The organism is Blautia faecicola, assembly GCF_004123145.1.
GTDB lineage: Bacteria > Bacillota > Clostridia > Lachnospirales > Lachnospiraceae > Oliverpabstia > Oliverpabstia faecicola.
In genome coordinates this window covers 3,444,402-3,469,826 of record NZ_SDKC01000001.1, presented here as the reverse complement: position 1 = coordinate 3,469,826, position 25,425 = coordinate 3,444,402, and the positions used below count along the sequence as shown (strand labels likewise).

15 protein-coding genes and 1 pseudogene are annotated in these 25,425 nt (G+C 46.3%); 12 read left to right on the top strand and 4 right to left on the bottom strand.

Features of this window, described 5'->3' with window-relative positions:
• Positions 1–215 precede the first annotated feature (215 nt).
• From ETP43_RS15580 to ETP43_RS15555, 6 genes are all read left to right on the top strand, one after another.
• Positions 216–1,172 carry a 3'-5' exonuclease gene (locus ETP43_RS15580; protein ID WP_022172863.1) on the top strand — a complete coding sequence of 319 codons (957 nt, stop codon included), beginning with the start codon at positions 216–218 and terminating at the stop codon, positions 1,170–1,172.
• 1 nt (position 1,173) lies between these two features.
• Positions 1,174–1,563: a VOC family protein gene (locus tag ETP43_RS15575; protein ID WP_129259188.1), complete on the top strand. Its 390-nt coding sequence runs from the start codon at positions 1,174–1,176 to the stop codon at positions 1,561–1,563.
• A gap of 353 nt (positions 1,564–1,916) precedes the next feature.
• Positions 1,917–2,705 (top strand): electron transfer flavoprotein subunit beta/FixA family protein, encoded by a 789-nt coding sequence (locus ETP43_RS15570; protein ID WP_129259186.1) that lies wholly within the window; start codon positions 1,917–1,919, stop codon positions 2,703–2,705.
• Positions 2,706–2,720: 15 nt separating this feature from the next.
• Positions 2,721–3,911 (top strand): FAD-binding protein, encoded by a 1,191-nt coding sequence (locus tag ETP43_RS15565; RefSeq protein ID WP_129259184.1) that lies wholly within the window; start codon positions 2,721–2,723, stop codon positions 3,909–3,911.
• A 3-nt stretch (positions 3,912–3,914) separates the two neighbouring features.
• Positions 3,915–5,333, top strand: coding sequence for an FAD-binding oxidoreductase (locus ETP43_RS15560; protein WP_129259182.1), 1,419 nt, complete (start codon positions 3,915–3,917; stop codon positions 5,331–5,333).
• A 43-nt stretch (positions 5,334–5,376) separates the two neighbouring features.
• Entirely contained in the window at positions 5,377–6,555 is a 1,179-nt protein-coding gene (locus ETP43_RS15555) for a YkvI family membrane protein (RefSeq protein WP_129259180.1), read from the top strand.
• A gap of 211 nt (positions 6,556–6,766) precedes the next feature.
• Here the strand turns inward: ETP43_RS15555 and ETP43_RS15550 are convergent, their stop codons facing one another.
• The gene (locus ETP43_RS15550) at positions 6,767–8,362 is read right to left on the bottom strand and encodes a D-alanyl-D-alanine carboxypeptidase family protein (RefSeq protein WP_129259178.1); all 1,596 of its coding nucleotides are present in this window, start codon (positions 8,360–8,362) and stop codon (positions 6,767–6,769) included.
• A gap of 274 nt (positions 8,363–8,636) precedes the next feature.
• On the opposite strand from ETP43_RS15550, the gene bglX reads away from it, so the two are divergent.
• The 3 genes from bglX (at position 8,637) to ETP43_RS15535 (ending at position 17,132) form a co-directional block, all read left to right on the top strand.
• On the top strand, positions 8,637–10,883 hold the full coding sequence (gene bglX, locus ETP43_RS15545) for a beta-glucosidase BglX (protein WP_129259176.1): 2,247 nt from the start codon (positions 8,637–8,639) through the stop codon (positions 10,881–10,883).
• 465 nt (positions 10,884–11,348) lie between these two features.
• Positions 11,349–14,507, top strand: coding sequence for an isoleucine--tRNA ligase (gene ileS, locus ETP43_RS15540; RefSeq protein ID WP_129259174.1), 3,159 nt, complete (start codon positions 11,349–11,351; stop codon positions 14,505–14,507).
• Between the two features lie 162 nt (positions 14,508–14,669).
• Positions 14,670–17,132: a glycogen/starch/alpha-glucan phosphorylase gene (locus ETP43_RS15535; protein WP_129259172.1), complete on the top strand. Its 2,463-nt coding sequence runs from the start codon at positions 14,670–14,672 to the stop codon at positions 17,130–17,132.
• Positions 17,133–17,939: 807 nt separating this feature from the next.
• On the opposite strand, the gene ETP43_RS15530 is transcribed toward ETP43_RS15535, so the two are convergent.
• On the bottom strand, positions 17,940–18,629 hold the full coding sequence (locus tag ETP43_RS15530; RefSeq protein ID WP_129259170.1) for a response regulator transcription factor: 690 nt from the start codon (positions 18,627–18,629) through the stop codon (positions 17,940–17,942).
• Positions 18,622–20,115 (bottom strand): HAMP domain-containing sensor histidine kinase, encoded by a 1,494-nt coding sequence (locus ETP43_RS15525; protein WP_129259168.1) that lies wholly within the window; start codon positions 20,113–20,115, stop codon positions 18,622–18,624. Before ETP43_RS15525 ends, ETP43_RS15530 begins: the two co-directional genes overlap by 8 nt.
• Before the next feature lie 375 nt (positions 20,116–20,490).
• On the opposite strand from ETP43_RS15525, the gene ETP43_RS15520 reads away from it, so the two are divergent.
• Both ETP43_RS15520 and glgD read left to right on the top strand, forming a co-directional pair.
• Positions 20,491–21,630, top strand: a complete 1,140-nt coding sequence (locus tag ETP43_RS15520) for a glucose-1-phosphate adenylyltransferase (protein ID WP_129259166.1) — start codon at positions 20,491–20,493, stop codon at positions 21,628–21,630.
• A 1-nt stretch (position 21,631) separates the two neighbouring features.
• Positions 21,632–22,747, top strand: coding sequence for a glucose-1-phosphate adenylyltransferase subunit GlgD (glgD, locus tag ETP43_RS15515; protein ID WP_129259164.1), 1,116 nt, complete (start codon positions 21,632–21,634; stop codon positions 22,745–22,747).
• Between the two features lie 316 nt (positions 22,748–23,063).
• On the opposite strand, the pseudogene ETP43_RS15510 reads toward glgD, so the two are convergent.
• Positions 23,064–23,827 (bottom strand): annotated as a pseudogene (locus tag ETP43_RS15510) (IS5 family transposase).
• A gap of 94 nt (positions 23,828–23,921) precedes the next feature.
• Here ETP43_RS15510 and ETP43_RS15505 point away from each other — a divergent pair.
• Complete coding sequence (locus ETP43_RS15505; protein ID WP_243114315.1) at positions 23,922–25,331, top strand: MATE family efflux transporter; 1,410 nt, start codon at positions 23,922–23,924, stop codon at positions 25,329–25,331.
• Positions 25,332–25,425: the final 94 nt, after the last annotated feature.

The window sequence follows — 25,425 nt, the reverse complement described above, 5'->3', positions numbered from 1 at the left end:
AAACATACACCTCCGATTATGGATAACATATATTTTTCTGAACTCAGTATGGCAAAAAAAAGGAGAAAAATCAAATGAAAATTCTGTGTGCAGGGTCAGAGAAATTCTGTAGCTGCTGTGAATGGAGTGACCGCAACATCCTGTAACAACAGGTTGACCATACAGAAAGAATACATTATACTTGCAGATAGAGGAAAAAGGAAGGAACGACACTTATGAATTATATTGTCTTTGATCTGGAGTGGAATCAGTGTCCTTACGGAAAAGGCCAGGAAAATGAAAGAATTCCCTTTGAGATTATTGAGATCGGAGCAGTAAAACTGAACAGTGAGCGACAGATCATAGACCAGTATCAGGTACTGATACAGCCGCGGGTATATAAGAAACTTCATCACCGTACCAGAGAGATCATCCAGATGGATATGAAACTGTTGGAACGGGAAGGGATTCCTTTTTACCGTGCTGTCAAAGAATTCTTGAAATGGTGCGGTGAGGATGCCCTTTTTTGCAGCTGGGGCAATTCCGATCTGCTGGAACTGCAGCGAAACATGAAATACTACGGCATCCTGCAGCTTTTAAAAGGACCGATCCGTTATCTGGATGTGCAAAAATTATTCAGTATCGACCGGGAGGACGGAGACAGCAGAAGGTCTCTGGAATATGCCGTGGATGTACTGGAGATTGAAAAACAGCAGGAATTTCATCGGGCACTGGCGGATTCCTGGTATACGGCAAAGGTTTTGATGCGGCTCCGAAGCGAGATCGTGGACACGTTTTATTCTATTGACTGTTATCAGAATCCGAAACGGAAGGAAGAAGAGATCAAAGTCTTTTATCCGGGGTATGAAAAATTTATTTCCCGGGAATTTGACTCCAAAGAAGAAGCCATGGCGGATAAGGAGATCACCAGCAGCCGCTGTCATCTGTGCAGAAAAAATATCCGCAAAAAGATCCGGTGGTTTGCGGCAGGGCAGAAGAATTATTACTGCTTGGCGTACTGTCCGGTACATGGCTGGATGAAGGGCAAGATCCGGATGAAGAAGACGGAGCAGGGCAGAGTCTTTGCGGTAAAGACCATGAAATATACCACGGAAGAGGAAGCCATGGAGATACGGACCAAAAAAGAAGAAATCAAAAGAAAAAGACGGGCCCGTAAGAAAGGAGAAAAATAATATGTTGGTACAGGGAATTCATCATGTATGTATCCGATGCGAAAAATCGGAGATCGAAAAAGTAAAAGAATTTTATCAGGGGGTTCTGGGTATGCCTGTGATTCGTTCTTGGGGAGAACCGGAACTTGAAGGCTTTATGTTTGATACGGGTGCAGGCCTGGTGGAAGTCTTTACCGATGCTGAAGGACAGCTGCCTCAGGGAAGCATCCGGCATTTTGCACTGAAGACGGATGATGTGGACGGATGTGTGAAAGCAGTCCGTGAAGCAGGATATCCGATCACCGTAGAGCCAAAAGACATCGTGATTCCGTCCCAACCGGAATTTCCGGTTCGTGTGGCTTTCTGCAACGGACCGACAGGAGAAGAAATTGAATTCTTTCAGGAAAAATAAAACAGGAGCGTCAATTTGCAGGTGTGTTCCGGAAGATCCGGTGCGGGAAGCAGACGGAAGCGGAGTACGAAAAACAAAGGGATATAGAAACATCAAATATAAGTTTACATAATATTTAAGAGTAAAAGTTCTCGGACAGAATAAGAATCTCATAAAGAGATGGTCTGTCTGGGAACTTTTTGAATTTGCGCGGGCAACAGGCTTTAGCTCATGTTTTACGAACGAAAAAAGTAGATAGAATAATCTATCTGCGCAAATTGTCCTGAAAACCTCGACAATTTAATCAGATGATGTTATAATAATACAACCGTTTAAAGCGTTGAAGCGAGAAAGTGAAGAAAGAAGTAGAAAGTATGAAAATCGTAGTATGTATGAAACAGGTACCGGCGAGTTCCAAGGTGGATATTGATCCGGAAACCGGTGCCATGAAGAGAATGTCCGGGGAGACCAGGACCAATCCTTACGATCTGTTCGCGTTGGAGACAGCCCTTCAGATCCGTGAAAAAGTGGGAGGAACCGTAACGGTACTGACGATGGGACCGCCGCAGGCAGAGGAAATGATGCGCGATGCCTATACGATGGGAGCCGACAATGCGGTCATCCTCTCCGACAGAAAATTCGCGGGAGCCGATGTGCTTGCCACCTCTTACGCGCTGGCGCAGGGGATTCAGGTGATCGGCGGCGCGGATCTGATCATCTGCGGAAGGCAGACAACCGATGGCGATACCGCCCAGGTAGGACCGGCGATCGCAGAACATCTGACGATTCCGCATGCCGCATGGGTGGCAGAGATTGTGGATGTGAATGAGAAAGCCATTCAGGTGAGACAGGATCTCGTCAGTGTATCCCAGATCTCCGAGATCCCATATCCGTGTCTTCTGACGATCGACAAAGATACCTGTGTACCGCGTCTGCCGTCCTATCTGTTAAAGAAAGCAACCGCAGACCGCCCGATCCGTATCCTGAGTTTTGAGGATATGCCGGATCAGGATCTGAGCCGATATGGTCTGGTAGGATCTCCTACCTCTGTAGAGCGTATGTTTGCACCGCCGGAAGGCGAAAAACAGGTTTACCTGGAAGGCGGTGCGAAAGAAAAAGCAGAGGAACTTTTTTCTATTTTAACCGGAAAGAAGATCATATAGGAGGAACAGATACATATGGAATTTATGAAATTTGATGCAGACAAATGCAGTCTCTGCGGAATCTGCGTGGAAAAATGTCCCTTTGGTGCGCTGACCATAGAGGGAGCGGGAATCGTAGTCAGCGAAAGCTGCCGTATGTGTGGTCTCTGTGTGAGAAACTGTCCGGAGAAAGCCATACAGTTTGAGCAGAAAGCAAAAGCATTTAACAAAGAGGACTGGAAAAACTTCCTGATCTATGTGGAGCAGGAGCGTGGAGAGATCCATCCGGTGACCTACGAACTTGTGGGAGAGGCCAGAAAGATGGCAGGAAAAGTCGGTTACGAAGTCAACTGTGTGATCGTAGGCGGCAAAGGAACGAAGGAAAATGCCGAAAAGCTGCTTCCTTACGGTGTGGATCATGTGTATGTATATGAAGATCCGGGATTTGAAGGATTTCGGGCAGACTGCTATGCAGATGCAGTGGCAGACTGTATCGCGGCAAATAAACCGAGTTCTGTACTGATCGGAGCAACCGCACTGGGACGTTCCCTGGCACCGAGACTCTCGACCCGTTTCCATACCGGTCTGACCGCAGACTGTACCACACTGGATATCAAACCAAATACCGATATGATCCAGGTCCGTCCTGCATTTGGCGGCAATATCATGGCACAGATCGGAATCACAAAGTCCAGACCACAGTTTGCGACAGTGAGATATAAAGTCATGGATAAAGCTGAAGTGGTAGCGAACCCACACGGCGAAGTGGTTGTCTGTCCGGTCAATGAAAAGATGGCAGAATCGAGAATCAAGATCCTTTCTTCTGAGGTGATCGATAAAGTCAAGAGCCTGGAAGAAGAGGATGTGCTGGTGGTAGCAGGCCGTGGCGTACGAAATGAAAAAGATGTGGAAATGTGCCGGGAACTGGCAGAAGCCCTTGGCGGTCAGCTGGCCTTTACCCGTCCGATGGTGGAAAACGGATTTGGCGATACGGCGCATCAGATCGGTCTGTCCGGCCGTACCGTGCGGCCGAAACTGATCATCACCTGCGGGGTGTCCGGAGCGATCCAGTTCACCTCCTGTATGAACGGATCGGAATGTATCGTAGCGATCAACACAGATCCACAGGCACAGATCTTCGGTGTGGCAGATTACTGTATCGTAGATGATTTATACCAGGTTGTCCCGGAACTGACAGCATTGGCAAAAAAACAGAAGGAGGACTAAGTCATGGCATACCCTTATAAGAAAATGACTTCCCAGGATTGTGACTATATCCGTTCTGTCACCGCGCCTGACCGTGTATGGGCGGGAGCGGAGATCGCCAGCGAATATTATCGGGATGAGATGCCGGAGTACGGTGTATATCAGCCGGATCTGTACGTGGAAGTTGTAAACAAAGAAGAAGTATCAGCCATTATGGCATATGCATACAAAGAAAATATCCCGGTGGTCTGCCGTGGAGCGGGAACCGGTCTGGCAGGAGGTGCTACCTGCAAATACGGCGGCATCATGTTATCCATCATGCGGATGAACAAGATTTTTCCGATCGACCGGAAGAATCAGACGATCACCGCCCAGCCGGGTGCACTGTTGATTGATATTCAGGCAGCAGCCGCAGCAGGAGGGCTGTTCTACCCGCCGGATCCGGGGGAAAAGACAGCGTCCATCGGCGGTAATGTCATTACAAATGCCGGTGGTATGAAAGCGGTCCGTTACGGACTGACGAGAGATTTTGTCCGCTGTATCGAGGCAGTTATGCCGGACGGATCGATCATGAATTTTTCATCCAATGTTGTGAAAAATACGACCGGATATGATGTGAAAGACCTGATCATCGGTTCCGAGGGAACCCTTTGTATCCTGACGGAAGTGACATTAAAACTGCTTCCGGCACCGACCTGCACCTGTACGCTGGTTATGCCGTTTAAGAGCCTTGAAGAGTGTGCGGACATGGTTCCGAAGGTACTGGAACTGCCGTTTGTACCGACTGCGATAGAATTCCTTGAGCGAGAATTGATAGACATTGTAGAGCGGAACCTGAACAAAATGTTTCCGGTGAAAGAGGGTGAGGCGGTTCTGATCGTAATGTACGATGCTTCGAGTAAGCAGGAACTTGACAGTGCCGTGGAAGCTGCTGCAGAGGCAGCACTGGCAAACGGAGCTCTGGACTGTGCGATCGCCGGAACACCGGAACGCGCCGGAGCGGTATGGAGTGTGCGCGGGGGTATCCTGGAAGGCATGAAAGCGGATTCAGTGGCACAGGAAGAGTGTGATGTGGTTGTCCCGAGAGCAAGAATCGCAGAGTATGTAAAGGCAGCGAAAAAGATCGCAAGTGCCCATGGCATCCGTGTAGAGCCCTGTGGTCACTGTGGAGACGGAAACATCCACACCGAGATGCTTCGAGGACCGGAGATGAGTGATGAAGAGTGGAAGGCAGCAACCCACGCCAGTCTGACAGAACTGTATGCACTGTCCAAAGAATTGGGTGGACAGTTATCCGGAGAGCATGGTATCGGAAACGGCCGTCTGGAATTCCTGGAAGAGTTCGTGGGACCGCGGATGATCCAGCTGTACAAATCCATCAAGCTGGCGTTTGATGATAAACTGATCCTCAATCCGGGTAAGGTGATCGAGTTTAATAAATAATCAGAAATATTCCGACAATAAAGGAAATCGGGGGAAAGAAAGTATGAGTGAGAAAAAATCATTACTGGTCGATAAAAGTAAGATGCCTCTGGCGATGGGACTTGCGTTCGTGGCATTTACCACACAGTTTGGCGGAGGATTCGCATCCGGCGCACAGATCTATCAGTACTTTATTAATTACGGTATCTGGTGTCTGATCCTGCCACTGGTCACACAGGGCTTATATGCACTGTTTTTCTGGTATGGCATGCGTTATGCATACAAACACAAAACATACGACTACAGAAGTTTTTCAGACAGCATGTATGGTAAGACCCGCCACGTGATGTCCAACCTGTATGAGATCTGTTACCTGATCATGATCGGTACCGCGTCCGCTGCAGCATTTGCAACCGGAGGTTCTACCTTACAGACACTGTTTGGCATCCCATATTGGGTATGTACACTGATCATCGCAGCATTTATCTTCTTCATTGCTCTGTATGGAACCAATGTAGTAAGAAAATGTGCTTCTACCCTGAGTGTGCTGATCATCATCGGTCTGGTACTGGTACTGGTTCCGAATATCATCGCACAGTGGGGTGATATCACAGCCTCCATCGGGCGCATGACTTCCGGAGAGATGCCGGTGATCTCGTCTGAGACCGGTGCATTCGGTCCGGCACTGTGGTCCGCAGTCCTGTATTTCTTCTTCCAGCTGGCTTCCGTATCCGTTATGTACCAGCACATGGAAGATGTTACCGATGTAAAACAGATCAACAAAGCAGCCATCTGGATGTTCATCTGCAACTTCCTGGCGATGGAACTTTCCATCTTCGGTCTGCTTGCCATCGCATATGTCGCAGATCTGGCAACCGCATCCGTTCCGATGCTGGTTCTGGTACAAAACGGCGTAGGTGCAGGCGTCCTGACACCGATCATCTCGATCCTGATCATCCTAGGCGCTATCTCCACAGCCGTAAACATGATCTCCGGTATTGTAACCCGTTGCGTTAACGCGATGGAACGCCGCATGGACAGCAAAGAGAAAAAAGCAAAAGGCCATTTGGCAAGAAACGCAGTCTTCACTGCAATCTTTACCTTCTTGGCTTTCGCGATCGCACAGTTCGGTCTGATGACGGTTGTCAAGAAAGGATATGCTTACCTTGGTTATGCAGCACTGATCACACTGTTTATTCCGTTTGTGGTACATGTGATTGGAACGAAAGGGAAAGAGATTTAATCGGAGTGTAAAATACGAAAAAAGAGATTTGTCGTTCTATGATAGATAAAGGAAAATATACCGAATGCAATGATTTCAAAGATCCTTGGCGTAAATCAGGTAACGTTTGAAAAATGGATTGCAGAAGAAAAGTGGATAAGAAATAATTATTGGTATACGATGCAAAGAAACAGGCAGATATGATTTTATGAATTCATATCTGCCTGTTTCTTTATTTTACGTTTTTCTTTTTGGCTGGTTTTTTCTTCTTCCGTTTCTTCTTTTTCTTCATCGCAAGCACAATCTCCATAATGATGATCAGAAACAACGCACCGCCCAGTGCAAAGTAATACCAGGGGACAGCTGTAAAGACAGAGGTGACAAAAGAAGTAATCACCGTGCCCACAGGAGCGACAAATGCGAGTATTTTCTGAAAAATACCGGAAGCTGTTTCTTTTGCAGAATTTCCAAGATCAGATGCAGCAGCGCTCCCGGACTTTTTGCAGATGTTTGTGGGTTCACTGTGTAACAGTGCCTGGATCGCAGTGTCCGGGATGGATTCGCAGCCTACCGGATACTGGTTGTACGTATAGCTGCGGCAGAGGGTTCCGTCTCCCGGGTTGCAGGTGGTCTCTACGGAGGACAGATCCATGCCGGCCGGCAGCGTTACCGTGCAGGTCGGGCGGAGATTTGCAACTGTCTCGGGCTGTCCGAAGTACAGCGATGGGTATAGCATCTTTGCATCTGCCCAGGTTTTCCGGTTGAAGATGGAATAATTCTGGAAATTATTGAATCCGTAATCGAGAAGGGAAGTCGTATCCGTATAAATCTGTCTTCCGTTGGTTCGAAGCGATACACATACAAGCCGTCTGCCATTCCGCTCTGCGTAAGTGACCAGTGTGTTTAAGGCCGCCTGGGTAAATCCGGTTTTTCCTCCGGTACATCCCTCATACGTATAATCTCTGTCCGGGAGCATCTTGTGATGGTTGCTCAGCCATCGTTTTTCCCCACATTTGTTGGTGGTTCCGATGCAGTAGGTAGTGGTCTGACAGACCTTGCGGAAAGTGGCGTTATTGTATGCCGCCTGTGCGATCAGCGCCATATCATGCGCCGTCGTATAATGATTTTCGTCAGGAAGCCCGTTCGGGTTGGTAAAATGCGTGTTCGTACATCCCAGGGAAGCCGCTTTCTGATTCATCAGTTCCACGAATGCATCCACACTGCCGCTGATATGTTCCGCCACGGCGACACAGACTTCATTGGCAGATTCGAGCATCATGCCGTACAGACAGTCTTCCATAGTCAGGTTTTCTCCAAGCCGGATCCCGATATTGGAACTTCCCTGTTCGATGCCGTAGACAGCATTTTCCGAAAAAGTGACTTTTTCGGACGGACGGGAATGTTCGATCGCGATCAGTGTGGTGAGAATCTTGGTGATACTGGCAGGATACTTGGTGTCATCCATATTTTTGGAATACAGGAAAGCCCCACTGTCGAGATCCATCACCACTGCGGATTCTGCCCATACGGCAGATCCCTGTGGCCAGTCGGCGGTATCGTTGGACTGGATCGGCTCAAAGTAGGCATCCGGCTCTAGGCGTTCCGGTTCTGTGGTTTCTTCGGTTGTTTCCCCGTCTGCGGTTTCCACGGTATCAGCAGAAGCAGGATTCGAAGTGTCCGTGGAAGCAGCAGGATCGACGGTGTCCGTCACTGCCGGTTCTTCAGCGGTAATCTCCGTTGCACCAGCTATGGATGGAAACAGACTGGAAAGTCCCAGTAAAACAGCCGTCGACAGCGCCAGCAGGCGGCGGTAGAATTGTCTCTTCATAAAAAACTCCTTTTACATGATTTGTTACTGTATAAAATACAGGGGTCCAGACCCCAATCTCATCTATTATACCATAGCCACAGGTAAAATACGACAAAAAGCGCGGGAACGGTCAAATTGTAAGAAACAGAGCGCAAAAAGCGTGTTGCCGGGAACGGAGAGAACAGTAACAACAGGACTTGCAAATTACGGTTGGATTGTTATATAGTGAGTACAAATAGATATGCTGTGAGAGTACGAAAACATTTTCAGACACAGTATTAAGGAAATCAACATCAGAAAAAATAAAAGGAGAAGAGAAATGACAAACGAGGAGTTAACCGCTTTATTAAACGATATGTCACTGGAAGAAAAAGTCAATCAGATGAGCCAGGTAGTCGGCGGATTTTTTGATGACGATACGGTGATCACAGGACCGATGGCAGAGATGGGATTTACCGAAGAAAATATCGCACTGTCCGGTTCGGTGATCGGATCGATGGGTGCGGAGACGGTGAAAAAGATCCAGAAAGCCTACATGGAAAAACACCCGCATCACATTCCACTGTTGTTTATGCTGGATATTATCAACGGTTACAAAACCGTATTTCCGATCCCGCTGGGACAGGGAGCAACTTTTGAGCCGGAACTTTCAGAAAAATGCGCTGCTGTCGCAGCGAAAGAGGCATCCGTCAGTGGTCTACATGTGACCTTTGCCCCGATGACTGATCTGGTGCGTGATGCCAGATGGGGGCGTGTGATGGAATCCACCGGTGAGGATCCGTATCTGAACAGCCGTTTTTGTGAAAGCATGGTACATGGTTTCCAGGGAGAGGATCTGAGCGAGGAATACCGGATCGGCGCATGCGTGAAGCATTTTGCAGGATATGGTGCACCGACCGCAGGAAGAGATTACAATACGGTAGAGTTGTCCGAGCATACTTTCCAGGAGTTTTATCTGCCGTCTTACAAGGCTGGAATCGATGCGAAAGCTGCACTTGTGATGACATCGTTCAATACCCTGAACGGCGTGCCGACTACGGGCAGCAAGAAACTGATGCGCGATATTCTGCGTGATGAACTGGGATTTGACGGCGTGCTGATCTCCGACTGGGCAGCAATCGAGGAAATGATCTACCACGGTTACTGTGTCGACAAGGAAGAAGCAGCGATCCGTGCGGCGAAAGCAGGCGTAGATATTGACATGATGACAGGAATCTACAGCAACAACCTGTGCCGTCTGGTGAAAGAAGGAAAAATTTCCGAGGATCTGGTAGACGAGTGCTGTATGCGGATCCTGGAGCTGAAAAACAAGCTGGGACTGTTCGAACATCCGTATAAAGATGCCGACGAGGAGAAAGAAAAACAGGTGATCCTGTGTGAAGAACACCGCAGACTGGCGAGAGAAGCGGCAAGAAAATCCTTCGTTCTGCTGAAAAATGAAGAGAATATCCTGCCACTGAACAAAAACGAAAAAACCGCATACATCGGACCTTATGTAAACTCCAGAAACCTGATGGGATCCTGGTCGATCATCGGAGAAGCAAAAGATGTAAAGACGATCGAGGAAATGCTGAAACAGGAAGATCTGGCAGAGCATGCAGTCTTTGCACAGGGATCCCCGATGCTTGGCGCAGATGTGGTTCTGGAAGGATTTACCGAGGGAGCACAGACGTCTTCGAGCACACCGGAGGAAGAGGTACAGATGCTGGAAGAGGCAGTAAAGGCAGCAGCCGGAGCCAAAAAAGTAGTACTTTGTATCGGTGAAGACCGCCTGCAGTCCGGTGAGGCGACAAGCAATGCGAATATCCAGATTCCGGAGATCCAGCAGAAACTTCTGGATCGGGTAGCAGAAGTGAATGAGAATATCATCGTGGTTCTGTTCTCCGGTCGTCCGTTAGATATCCGTGCCATCAAAGCAAAGGCAAAAGCTATCCTGGAAGTGTGGATGCCTGGAACAGAGGGAGCCGGAGCAATCGCAGATGTTCTGTACGGCGCTTACAACCCGACCGGAAAACTGCCGATGAGCTTCCCGTACTGTGTGGGACAGGTTCCGGTACATTATAACGAGTACGCGACCGGCCGTCCGCATGTGGAAGGCAAAGACAAAGACCGTTTCCGTTCCAAATATCTGGACATCCCGAACAAACCGCTGTATCCGTTCGGCTACGGTCTGAGTTACACGACATTTGCTGTTTCCGAAGTCTCTCTGGATAAAAACAGCATGAAAGACGGAGAAAGCATCCAGGCAGCAGTAACCGTAAAAAATACAGGAACCTGTGCCGGAACCGAAACCGTCCAGCTGTATCTTCACGATGTTGCCGCAAGCGTGGTGCGCCCGGTCAAAGAACTGAAAGATTTCCGGAAAGTTACCCTGCAGCCGGGAGAGGAGACAAGCGTGGAATTTACGATCACAGAACCACAGCTTCGTTTCCTGAGCGAAAATCATATTTTCGAGAGCGAAGCAGGCGTCTTTGAAGTTTTCATCGGCACAGACAGTACGACAGCAAACAAAGCGAAATTTACCCTTGAAAAACAGTAAAATTCCTTGACAACCGCTTTGTAAGGTATATATAATGAAGGTTAGTAAAAACGAAGACGGAGACAGTAGTCTGTGCCTGAAAGCCTCAGCGAGCCGGGGGAGGTGGAAGCCCGGTGCCGGTCGGTCAGATGAATATCACTCCTGAGTTGCACTCTGAAACCCGCGGGCAGTAGGAGATGCCGGTTGTTCCGCCGTTAAAGGGAAGGTGTATCGGTGAAGAACCCGTACATTGTAAGAGGTGGTATAACGATGGTAATGTAGCCTTCGTCCTGTTACAGGGATGAGGGCTTTTTTGATTTACAGGAAATTTCTTTCCTGTAAATTAAAAAACGCTCCGCGGGGATGCACACTGCGGCGTATAAGGTAGATGTCGCAAGCGACCACCGCAGGCGCGAGAATGTGCCAAGGCACATTCCTTTTTATATATAAACCGCTTTTTGAAAATGATAAAAGGAGGATTCTGAGATGTATCAGAAAGTGTCAACCAATCTGAACTTTGTGGACAGAGAGAAAAAGACAGAACAGTTCTGGAAAGAAAATCATATTTTTGAAAAAAGTATGGAACAGAGAAAACAGGGAGAAACCTACACATTTTATGACGGACCGCCGACAGCAAACGGCAAACCGCATATCGGTCACGTGCTGACCCGTGTTATCAAGGATATGATCCCGCGTTACCGTACCATGAAAGGTTACATGGTACCGAGAAAAGCCGGCTGGGATACCCACGGACTTCCGGTAGAGCTGGAAGTAGAAAAGAAACTGGGTCTGGACGGAAAAGAGCAGATCGAAGAATATGGTATGGAGCCATTTATCCAGCAGTGTAAAGAAAGCGTATGGAAATACAAAGGGATGTGGGAAGATTTCTCCTCTACCGTAGGTTTCTGGGCAGATATGGAGCATCCATATGTAACATACGATGACAACTTCATCGAGTCCGAATGGTGGGCACTGAAACAGATCTGGGACAAAGGTCTGTTATACAAAGGTTTCAAGATCGTACCTTACTGCCCTCGTTGCGGAACCCCGCTTTCCGCACAGGAAGTATCTCAGGGATATAAAACCGTAAAAGAACGCTCTGCAATCGTTCGTTTCAAAGTGATCGGTGAGGACGCGTATTTTCTGGCATGGACCACAACACCGTGGACTCTGCCATCCAACGTGGCTCTGTGTGTGAACCCGGATGAGATTTACTGCAAAGTAAAAGCAGCAGACGGATACACCTACTACATGGCAGAAGCTCTGTTAGACAAAGTGCTTGGTAAACTGGGAGACGAAGAAAAACCGGCTTACGAAGTGCTTGAAAAATACACCGGAAAAGATCTGGAATACAAAGAATACGAACCGCTGTATGCATGCGCAGGCGAAGCAGCAGAAAAACAGAAAAAGAAAGCTCATTTTGTTACCTGTGATACTTATGTAACCATGAGCGATGGTACCGGTATCGTTCATATCGCACCGGCATTCGGTGAAGACGACAGCCGTATCGGACGCAATTACAACCTGCCGTTCGTACAGTTTGTAGACGGAAAAGGTCATCTGACCAAAGAAACACCGTATGCAGATATTTTTGTAAAAGATGCGGATCCGAAGGTTCTGGTAGATCTGGACAAAGAAGGAAAACTCTTCGAAGCACCGAAATTCGAGCATGAATATCCACACTGCTGGCGTTGTGATACACCACTGATCTACTATGCAAGAGAATCCTGGTTCATCAAGATGACAGCGGTAAAAGACGATCTGATCCGCAACAACAACACCATCAACTGGATTCCGGAGAGCATTGGTAAAGGACGTTTCGGCGACTGGCTGGAAAACGTTCAGGACTGGGGTATTTCCAGAAACCGTTACTGGGGAACTCCTCTGAACATCTGGGAGTGTGAATGTGGATGCCAGCATTCTGTAGGAAGCAGAGAAGAACTGTATGAGATGAGCGGTGACGAGCGTGCGAAGACCGTAGAACTGCATCGTCCATACATCGATGATATCACCATCAAGTGCCCGGAATGTGGAAAACCGATGCACAGAGTACCGGAAGTTATCGACTGCTGGTTTGACTCAGGAGCCATGCCATTTGCACAGCATCATTATCCATTTGAAAATAAAGACCTGTTTGAACAGCAGTTCCCGGCACAGTTTATTTCCGAGGCTGTAGACCAGACTCGTGGATGGTTCTACTCTCTGCTGGCAGAATCCACCCTGTTATTTAACAAGGCTCCGTACCAGAACGTTATCGTATTGGGTCACGTACAGGATGAAAATGGTCAGAAGATGAGTAAATCCAAAGGAAACGCGGTAGATCCGTTCGATGCATTGCAGACATACGGTGCAGATGCGATCCGCTGGTATTTCTACATCAACAGCGCACCGTGGCTGCCGAACCGTTTCCACGGAAAAGCCGTGCAGGAAGGTCAGAGAAAATTCATGAGTACCCTGTGGAACACCTATGCGTTCTTCGTACTCTATGCAAACATCGATGAATTCGATGCAACAAAATACACCCTGGACTACGACAAATTATCCGTTATGGATAAATGGCTGCTGTCCAAACTGAATACTGTGATCCAGACTGTAGATGACAACCTGAACAACTACCGGATCCCGGAAGCAGCAAGAGCACTGCAGGAATTTGTAGATGATATGAGTAACTGGTATGTAAGACGAAGCCGTGAACGTTTCTGGGCAAAAGGAATGGAACAGGATAAGATCAATGCCTACATGACACTGTATACTTCCCTGGTAACCATTTCCAAAGTTGCCGCTCCGATGATTCCGTTCATGACTGAAGATATCTACCAGAACCTGGTAAGAAGTATCGACAAAGATGCTCCGGAAAGTATCCATCTGTGTGACTTCCCGGTTGCCAACAAAGAATGGATCGACAAAGATCTGGAAGCAAATATGGATCACCTGCTGAACGTGGTTGTTATGGGTCGTGCCTGCAGAAATACTGCAAACATCAAGAACCGTCAGCCAATCGCAGCCATGTATGTAAAAGCTCCGTACGAACTGTCCGAATACTTTACCGCGATCATCGCAGACGAGCTGAATGTAAAAGAGGTAAAATTCACCGATAACATCGAAAGCTTTATTTCTTACAGTTTCAAACCGCAGTTAAAGACCGTAGGACCAAAATACGGCAAACTGTTAAATGGTATCCGTAAAGTTCTGAGCGAACTGGATGGCAACAAAGCCATGGCTGAGCTTCGTGCAAACGGCGAGTTAAAACTTGACATCGATGGCAATGAAGTTGTATTATCAGAGGGAGATTTGCTGATCGAAACTGCACAGATGGAAGGTTATGTAACCGAATCTGACAACGATATCGCAGTTGTTCTGGATACTAATCTGACTCCGGAACTGATCGAAGAAGGTTTCGTAAGAGAGATCATCAGCAAGATCCAGACCATGCGAAAAGAAGCTGGCTTTGAAGTTATGGATAAGATCCAGGTGTATGTGAAAGACAACAAAGTAATTGAAGACATTATGAAGGCACATGCGGAAGAGATTCAGGCGGAGGTACTGGCTGAGAAGCTGATTACCGATACCACACAGGGTTATGTAAAATCCTGGAATATCAACTCTCAGGAAGTAACACTTGGAGTTGAAAAAGTGAATGAATAATAACGGTTTGGCAGTCTGAAGACTGTATTCGGACATAAGTTATTCAACCAAGTATGTGGATCAGGGGGCGGGTACGAGCGTACCAGCCCCTTTTTTCAATGGTACAGGACTATTTGCATTCTGTATCACTATAAAAAATCATTGCAAATGAGGAGGTTTCTAATGTTAGACAGTCATTTCAAAAAAGAAGAGTTTAAGAAAGCGGTCAAAGAAAACGTAAAGATGCTTTACCGTAAAACCATCGATGAAGCAACACAGCAGCAGATCTTTCAGGCCGTTTCTCTGGCTGTGAAAGATGTTATTATCGACAACTGGCTGGCAACTCAAAAACAGTATGAGAAAGATGATCCGAAGATCGTATATTATCTTTCTATGGAGTTTTTGATGGGTCGTGCCCTGGGTAATAACCTGATCAATCTGACTGCATATAAAGAAGTAAAGGAAGCACTGGACGAACTGGGATTTGATCTGAACGTGATCGAAGATCAGGAGCCGGATCCGGCACTGGGTAACGGTGGTCTGGGAAGACTGGCAGCATGTTTCCTGGATTCCCTGGCAACTCTGGGATACTGTGCATATGGCTGTGGTATCCGTTATCACTATGGTCTGTTCAAACAGAAAATCGAAGACGGCTATCAGATAGAAGTACCGGATAACTGGCTGAAAGATGGTTATCCATTCGAACTGCGTCGTCCGGAATATGCAAAAGAAGTAAAATTCGGCGGATATGTAAGAGTAGAATATGATGCAGCTACCGGAAGAAACCGTTTCATCCAGGAAGGTTATCAGTCTGTTATGGCAATTCCTTATGATATGCCGATCGTTGGATACAACAACAAGATCGTCAACACACTGAGAATTTGGGATGCAGAGCCAATCACAGATTTCCGTCTGGACCTGTTCGATAAAGGTGAATACCATAAAGCAGTAGAGCAGGAAAATCTGGCAAAAAATATCGTAGAGGTTCTGTACCCGAACGATAATCACTATGCAGGAAAAGAACTGCGTCTGAAACAGCAGTATTTCTTCATTTCTGCAAGTATTCAGGAAGCAATTGCAAAATTCAAGAAAAATCACGACGATCTGCATGATCTGCCGAAGAAAGTTACTTTCCAGCTGAACGATACCCATCCGACCATGACAGTTGCCGAACTGATGCGTATCCTGCTGGATGAAGAAGGAATGGAATGGGAAGAAGCATGGGAGATCACAACGCATACCTGTGCATACACCAACCATACCATCATGGCAGAAGCTCTGGAAAAATGGCCGATCGAGCTGTTCTCCAAACTGCTTCCGCGTGTATACCAGATCATCGAAGAGATCAACCGCAGATTCATCCTGGAGATCCAGAACAAATATCCCGGAAATCAGGAAAAGATCCAGAAAATGGCTATCATCTACGACGGACAGGTTAAGATGGCACATCTGGCAATCGCAGGTGGCTATTCTGTCAACGGTGTAGCAAGACTGCATACCGAGATTCTGGAAAAACAGGAACTGAAAGATTTCTATGAGATGTATCCGGAAAAATTCAACAATAAAACAAACGGTATCACACAGAGACGTTTCCTGATGCATGCCAATCCACTGCTGGCTGACTGGATCACAGATCATATCGGCGATGGCTGGATCACCAATCTGCCGGAACTGGCAAAACTGAAGGTTTACGCAGATGACAAGAAAGCTTTGCAGGAGTTCATGAATATCAAATACCAGAACAAAGTACGTCTGGCAAAATACATCCAGGAGCATAATGGAATCGAAGTCAATCCGCATTCCATCTTCGATGTTCAGGTCAAGAGACTGCATGAGTACAAACGTCAGCTGATGAATATTCTGCACGTAATGTACCTGTACAACGAGATCAAGGCACATCCGGAAATGGATTTCTATCCAAGAACATTCATCTTCGGTGCAAAAGCAGCTGCCGGATATCGCCGTGCAAAACTGACCATTAAACTGATTAATTCCGTTGCAGATGTGATCAATAATGATGCTTCTATCAACGGAAAACTGAAAGTGGTATTTATTGAGAACTACCGTGTATCCAATGCGGAACTGATCTTCGCAGCCGCAGATGTTTCTGAACAGATCTCTACTGCAAGCAAAGAGGCATCCGGTACCGGTAATATGAAGTTTATGCTGAACGGTGCACCGACTCTGGGAACCATGGATGGTGCAAACGTGGAAATCGTAGAAGAAGTTGGTGCAGAGAATGCATTCATCTTCGGTCTGACCGCTGATCAGGTTATCAACTATGAAAACAACGGTGGATACGATCCAATGCAGTATTTCAACAACGACCCGGATATCCGTAACGTACTGATGCAGCTGATCAACGGAACTTACTCCAATGGAGATTTCAACATGTTCCACGAGATCTACGATTCTCTGCTGAACACAAACTGCAGCGATCGCGCAGATACTTACTTTATCCTGGCAGACTTCAAGTCTTATGCAGAAGCACAGAAGAGAGTAGAGGCTGCTTACAGAGACAGCGAAGGATGGGCTAAGATGGCTCTTCTGAACACTGCATGCGCAGGTAAGTTTTCTTCTGACAGAACTATTCAGCAGTATGTGGATGAGATCTGGCATCTGGATAAGGTTACGATTGAGGACTAATTCTCAACGGTTATGGACGCGTTAGAGTGTCTTTGTGGTGGAACGATAAAAATTTTTAGATATGTTGTGAAAATATTGCAGGCGTATGGATGAGTTTCGACTTGGAAATATGCCTCAGGGCGGACGCGGCCGGATGACCGTTTCCGGTCCTGGCAACGTGGGCAGGGGAACTTTGAACTAGCCACTAACTACGACTATATTCACGATGGTCAGCTGACCATCGCGAAAGTCTCCGTAAGTGTCGGATTTCAAAGCTTCCCCTAACCGCCCACAAAGTGTTGCCCGGCCCGGAAACGGTCATCCGGCCGCTGTGCGTTGGCGAAGGGTAAAATGTATGATTTAAAGTATGAGGAGTGGTTGTAGTGCAGGGGTTCAGGAAAGAGGATATAGAATCATAAGAACTTATGGAAAAGTCAGAAAATATGTTATGAGTAAAAAATTAGTTGGCTAAATCGTATATTCATGTACAACTTCGCAAGTCAGTTAGAAATGTGAGAACAACCTTTTGTATACCATAAGCGGAGTCAAAAAGAGCACATTCCTGGAAATTCTCAGATCATAGAAGAATATGATTTTGAGAATTTGCATAATTCCTTCTGAACTGGAAGCGTAACCTTCCCCACACCACAATCGTAGTCGAAGAAAGGCGGCCTCCCGGAAAGCTGGTAGCTTGTCGAGCACGAGTTTGAGACTACAGGCTCAAACCGAGCGCAGACCCTGCCTGCTTTCCGGGAGGTCGCCTTTCTTCGACGGACGGTTAGGGAACAATTAGAACCACCACCGTCAACCCCGGAACGATATCCTCTATTATACTTTAAATCGATATCCCACTCCCCAGATCGTTTCAATATACTGCGGTTTCGCCGTATTAAACTCGATCTTCTCCCGGATCTTCTTAATATGCACCGTAACCGTAGCAATATCCCCCACAGACTCCATATCCCAGATCTCCCGGAATAACTCATCCTTTGTAAATACTCTGTTCGGATTCTGTGCCAGGAAAGTCAGAAGATCAAACTCCTTTGTCGTAAAATTCTTCTCCTCTCCATTCACCCAGACTCTCCGCGCCGTCTTGTCGATCTTGATCCCGCGGATCTCGATGATATCATTTTCCTGCACGCCTGTTCCGATCAGCCGTTCGTACCGTGCCAGATGTGCTTTCACCCTTGCCACCAGCTCGCTCGGGCTGAAAGGTTTTGTCATATAATCATCCGCTCCAAGACCGAGTCCCCGGATCTTGTCAATATCATCTTTCTTGGCGGAAACCATAATGATCGGTGTATTTTTCTGTGCCCGGATCTCACGGCAGATATCAAAGCCGTTCATCTCCGGCAGCATCAGATCCAGGATCACCAGATTAAAATCCTCTGTCAGAGCACGTTTCAGTCCAACATCTCCGCGATGCTCGATCTCCACCTCAAACCCGCTCAGTTCCAGATAATCCTTCTCCAGATCCGCGATCGCCTCTTCATCCTCAATAATCAAAATCTTACTCATGTACCGGTACCTCCTGATATTTTCTCAAAGCCAGATACATTGTTGTACCTGTGCCCTCTTTACTTGTAGCCCAGACCTGACCGCCGTGATCCTCCATGATCTTCTTGACGATCGAAAGTCCGATACCGCTTCCGCCTTTTGAAGAATTTCTCGAAGCATCCGTGCGGTAAAAACGTTCAAAAATATTTGCCAGATCCTTTTGTGCGATGCCCTTGCCGTTATCTTCGATCTCAATCTGGATAAAATCACCTACATCGCGCAGGCGGATGTTAATGACGCCCTTCGGTTTGTCCATATATTTGAGAGAATTGCTGACGATATTGTTGATGACACGCTTCAACTGTTCTGCGTCTGCGATCACCACCGCATCCTCCTCCAGATAATTAAAATACGTCAGCGATACGCCGCTCGATTCCAGTTCCACGCTCAGTTCATCCACACAGTCCTCAAAATAATCACTGATATGGATCTTGTTAAATGTATACGGAATCCGGTTCGTATCGATCTTGGAATAAAAAGTCAGCTCATTGATCAGCCGGTCCATCTCGTTAGCTTTATTATAGATGGTGCGGATATACCGGTCCATCTTCTCCGGTGTGTCTGCTACGCCGTCCATGATTCCTTCCACATAACCCTTGACCGCTGTGATCGGCGTCTTCAGATCATGGGAAATATTACTGATCAGCTCTTTATTTTCCTTGTCAAATGCCACTTTTTCTTCCGCGGATTCCTTCAGACGCTTGCGCATCTCCTCAAAGTCATCACACAGATCCCCAATTTCATCGACACCCGTTTTCTCGATCGTAAAGTCCAGATTGCCTTCTTTGATATTTTTCGTCGCCTCTTTTAACTGATTCAGAGGTGTCATCACACCCCGGTACGTCCAGGTACAAAGTCCAAGAGCGGTAAGAATCAGGATCAGAACGATCACAAAGACGGTATCCAACAGAATTCTCTTTAGCTGCGGAACCATGGAATTCGAATGAAAGATGATAAATGCACTGCCTTTTGTACCGTCTGTAAAGGTAAAATCCACCTGTTTGACAAGGGACTGCACATCAGCACCGATATAGACGCCACGGTCATTGCCCGCCGATGCATCGCCGTATTCCGGAAGTTCCGAAAAGAGTAGTTCATCCTGGGTCTGTGCACCACAGTAAAATACATCATCATCCTTCCGTACCAGCAGATAAGCATTTTTCCCGGTCAGATTCTGGTTCAGTGAATCCAGATAAGATGTATCTTCCAGCTTTTCAGAATCCGAGGATGCCGTTTTCTCGAGTGTGGAGAATGTTTTCTGCGTCATCTTGCTTAACAACATGGTATTATTGGAGAGATTTTCATAAGTGACTCCCTCGATACCATATTTTTTTTCGAGTGACCAGACCTGATACATGGTAAAACCGGCAACAGCAACGCCGGTCAGGATCAGTGGAACCAGGATGATCACGAAAAATGAGATAACCATACGATTTTTCAGTTTCATAGTCTTAGTTTCACCTGTTTTCTGCTTTTATAGATGGACAAAATTGTCCATAATGATATCTTCAGTATAGCATACGACCTGTGTTTTTTCATCTAAACAAAGTGGGATATTTCTAAAGATTCTGTAAAGTTGTCGGAATTTTTCCGATTTACCGCAGGGATTCAGACAGAAAAAAAGAAACCGGCAACATCTGGATTTGCAAAGAAAAAGCAACAGGAAGCGAAAGAAAAGGATGAATGTCCCAAAAAACAGACATAGTATTGTAAGAATTTAGTTAAATTCTTCAATGAATTAAGTTTTCCTATGGAAATATGTAGCATAATAGCATAAAAAATAGTATAATGGACACAGAAATATGAAAGAGAGGGCTTACATATGAAACAAAATAACATGTTGGCTATGATCCTGGCTGGAGGAAGAGGAAGCAGACTTCATGACCTGACAAAAAAAGTTGCCAAACCTGCAGTATCATACGGCGGAAAATACCGGATCATCGATTTTCCACTGAGTAACTGTGCAAACAGTGGAATCGATGTAGTCGGCGTACTGACTCAGTACGAATCCGTCCTGCTGAACAGTTATGCAGCCGCAGGAAGAAGATGGGGTCTGGATACCAAAGACAGCGGCGTATATATTCTGCCACCACGGGAGAAAGCAGATGCAAACCTGGACGTATACAGAGGAACTGCGGATGCTATTTCTCAGAACATTGACTTTATTGATACTTATGCACCGGAATATCTGCTGGTTCTTTCCGGTGACCATATTTACAAGATGGACTATGATGAGATGCTTGCTTACCACAAAGAACATCATGCAGATGCAACCATCGCCGTTATTGAGGTTCCGATGAAAGAAGCAAGCCGTTTTGGTATCATGAATACAGAAGAAGGCGGAAAAATCGTAGAATTCGAGGAGAAACCTGCGGAGCCTAAGAGCAATCTGGCATCCATGGGAATCTATATCTTTAACTGGAAACTGCTTCGGAAGATGCTTCTTGCTGATATGAAAGATCCGGATTCCAACCATGATTTCGGAAAAGACATCATCCCAAGAATGCTGGAAGATCAGAAAACACTGTATGCATATAAGTTCAAAGGATACTGGAAAGATGTGGGAACCATCGATTCCTTATGGGAAGCCAATATGGATCTGCTGGATAAGAACAATGCACTGGATCTTGCCGACAGTTCCTGGAAGATCTATACCCAGGATACCGATGCGCTGCCACAGTATATCGGTGCACAGGCAAGTATAGAGAGAGCATTTATCACACAGGGATGTATCGTGGATGGTCTGGTTAAGAACTCTGTCCTGTTTACAGGAGCAAAAGTAGCACCGGGAGCAAAGATTATTGACAGTGTACTGATGCCGGGTGTGGAAGTAGAAGAAGGTGCAGTCGTAACACGCGCCCTTGTCGCGAACAACGTAAAGATCGGAAAGAATGCGGTTGTCGGCAGTGCAGACAGTGAAAATATCGAACTGGTTGCAAAACGTGTAAAGGGGGAAGAATAAGATGAGTAGAGCATTTGGAATCGTAAATTTCGCAGGCAATAACATACAGGGGAATCCGATGCAGGCTTATCGTCCGACCGGAGCGATCTCTTTTCTTGGAAGATATCGTGTGATCGACTTCCCGATCTCTAATATGAGTAACAGTGGAATTGATTCTATTCAGGTGTACATCCGCAGAAAGCCACGTTCTCTGGTAGAACATCTGGGAACCGGACGGCATTACAATATCAATTCCAAACGTGGTAATTTAAATCTTCTGTTCTGTGAAAACGGAGACGAAAATAGTATTTACAGTACGGATCTGGCAGCTTATGTGGAAAATCTGGATGCCATTGAGGAGATGAGTGAAGAATACGTGGTTATCGTACCAAGTTATATGGTTTATACTGCGGATTACGAAGAATTTTTGCAGAACCATATCGAATCCGGTGCGGATATCACACTGATGTATCAGAATGTGGACAATGCAAAAGATCATTTCCTGAACTGCCAGGTGCTGAATCTGAACAAACAAAAAGGTGTGCTGTCTCTGGAACCAAACCATGGAAATGTAAAAAACAGAAATATTTTCATGGACACCTATGTAATGAAAAAAGAGATCTTCCTGGATCTGATCGATAAAGGACGCAAGCTGTCTTCCGTATATACACTGGCAGATGCACTCAACGAATCCTGTAAAGAGATGGATATCCGTGGAATATCTCACAGAGGTTATTTTGCAGCAATGACCGATCTCAAGAGTTATTTTGATGCCAACGAAGAACTGATTGACCGCAGGAAAGCAAGAGAACTGTTTCATGAAGAATGGACGGTTTACACCCGTACCAACGATTCCTGCCCGACCCAGTATTTTGAAGGCAGCAATGTAAAATCATCCGTAATTTCCAATGGATGTCTGATAGAAGGAACGGTAGAAAGTTCAGTCATCGGACGTGGATGTGAGATCAGGAAAGGTGCGATTGTCCGCAACTGTGTGGTAAATGCAGACGTAGTGATCGGCAAAGATGTGCATGTGGAAAATATGGTCATCGACAAACATGCGAAACTGATCCACAGCAATCAGATTATTGCAGAGCCGGAAAAACCGGGTTATATCCGCAGGGGAGACAAGCTGTAAGAACAGACAGGATATTATAATGCAGATTGTGTGGCAGGATCACGGATCAAAAAATCCCATGGTTTATTGATCACGTAAATAATCGTATCTCTGTGGGAAAGTGACGAAGATGCATGCGAAAAGCGGAAGCTCTTTTGCTACTGAACGATCGGTAGAAAAAGAGCTTCTGTTACTTATTTTATTCTGATTATTTTTCCGGAAGTGTTCGAATTTTGAACTGTGCAATCGGATTCGTAGACAAGTGAATGATACAGTTATTGCGGAAATGATTTTTCAGACACGCTCTAGAGCGTGTTTGAAAAACATTTTAAGTTGTTCATTTTAACCAAATTAATATTGAAACGATACATAAGAAGCCTAAGTAGGTGAATGCTAATTTATCATAACGTGTTGCTATTCGGCGAAATGCTTTCAATTTCAAAAAATAATTTTCGACCAGATGTCTTTCCTTGTAAAGCCACCAATCGCAACAACGGTCAAATTTAGCTCCTCGACGGGATGGAATGGTCGGCTCTCCTCCGTGGTCGTAAATGTAATCCATCAGTTGATTACTATCGTATCCACGGTCCGCCAGAACCTTGCTGCCATCTATTCGGATATGATCCAACAAAGGGATTGCGTAATTGATATCATTACGCTGCCCTTCACTGATCATAAAATACACCGGATACCCATAGGCATCTACTACTGCATGGATTTTGGTACTGGCTCCTCCACGGCTATGTCCGACTTCATTTGGGAGCCCCCCTTTTTAGCACCTGCACTATGCTGGTGAGCCTGAACAATAGAAGCATCTATAGATAGTTCTTCCAATTCAGCTTCCAGACTTAGAACGCGAAAAATATTATCCAGAATCCCATCATCAATCCATTTGCGAAAACGACTATATACGGTTTGCCAGGATCCATAACGTTCTGGGAGATCTCGCCAGGGTGCACCACTGCGTGCCAACCAGACCATCCCATTAAGAATGATGCGGTTATCTTTTCGTGGACGTCCCTGTTTCCCTGTATTTTCAGGCGGGAGTAACGGTGCAATGCGGTTCCATTCTTCATCTGTTAACTCATATCGTCTCAACATAGTGAACACCCCTTTTTCTTTATTTTATCATGAAAAAGGGAAATGAAACATGCGTTTTGTGCAATTTTTATTTTTCAAACACGCTCTAGAGTACATGAGAAAGAAAAGGAGTGAGCAGATGGAAGGACACTCGGTATCCGGCGAAAGCCGGAAAAACGGATGGGTGGAACAGAAAAAGGAATTGACGAAGGTATTGAAAATCGCATGGCCGGCAGTCTTTGAGTCTTTTTTTATCTCGCTGGCGGGCATGATCGATGTCTATATGGTCAGTGGACTCGGTTCGGAAGCAGTGGCTTCGGTGGGACTGACGACACAGCCAAAATTCCTCGGACTGTCTTTATTTTTTGCGATGAACGTGGCGATTGCCGCGATCGTTGCCAGACGAACAGGAGAAAAAGACAAAAGAAGAGCAAATGAAACGCTGGCAGAGGCAATCCTTCTTACGATTCTCTTCGGCACGGTCATCACGGTTGCCTGTGTGAGTCTGGCAGGATGGCTGATGGAAAAGTGTGGATCCGCACCGGATACCCATGACGGAGCGGTGATTTATTTTCAGATTATTATGGGTGGGATGATCTTTAATATTATATCCATGGTGATCAATGCTGCACAGAGAGGGGCAGGAAACACCAAAATCGCGATGTATACCAACACCATATCCAGCATCGTCAATATTATTGGAAATTATCTTTTGATCGGTGGTCATCTTGGATTCCCTAAACTGGGGATCCGCGGAGCAGCACTGGCGACGGTGCTTGGAACGGTTGTGGGGTGTACGATCAGTGTAATGTCACTGTTTCGGAAGGATTCCTTCCTCAGTATTCCGTATATTATAAAAGAAGGGCTGTGGAAACGGTTCGAATCGGTAAAAATAATCTTAAAACTTTCAAGCAGTACATTCGTGGAGCAGATTCTGATGCGTATCGGTTTTATGTCAACCGCTGTGATGGCGGCTGACATGGGAACGGCGGCGATGGCGGCACATCAGGTGGGAATGAATGCGCTGAGTCTTTCGTTCTCTTTCGGTGATGGTATGCAGGCGGCAGCCGTGGCACTGATCGGGCAGAGTCTCGGAAGCAAAGAACCGCAGGAGGCAAAGCGACACGGGATGACCTGTGAAAAAGTGGCACTTGTGATGGCTGTTTTTATGTCCATGTTCTATCTGTTCTGCGGAAAGTGGCTGTTCGGACTGTTCTTTGCGGAAGCACATATCGTGGAGATCGGTGTGAGGATCAGCCGGATTCTGATAGTGATCGTGCTGTTCCAGATCTGTCAGGTGGTATTCACCGGAGCACTGCGCGGCGCGGGTGATGTGGTGTACACCATGATCAGTTCTACCATCAGCGTTACCTTTGTGAGAACGGCTGTTTCGTATATATGCTGCTATATTGTTGGCTGGGGAATCTACGGAATCTGGATGGGTATCGTAGCGGATCAGTTCTGTCGTCTGATGCTAAGCGGCATACGGTTCCGGAGCGGAAAATGGATGAAAATCAAGATTTAACTTATTTATAAAAATTTTATGGTGCCTGACACCGTTTCCCTCTTGACGAACAGGCAAAACTGCGTTATGTTATTAGACGTAAATTGTATAGAAA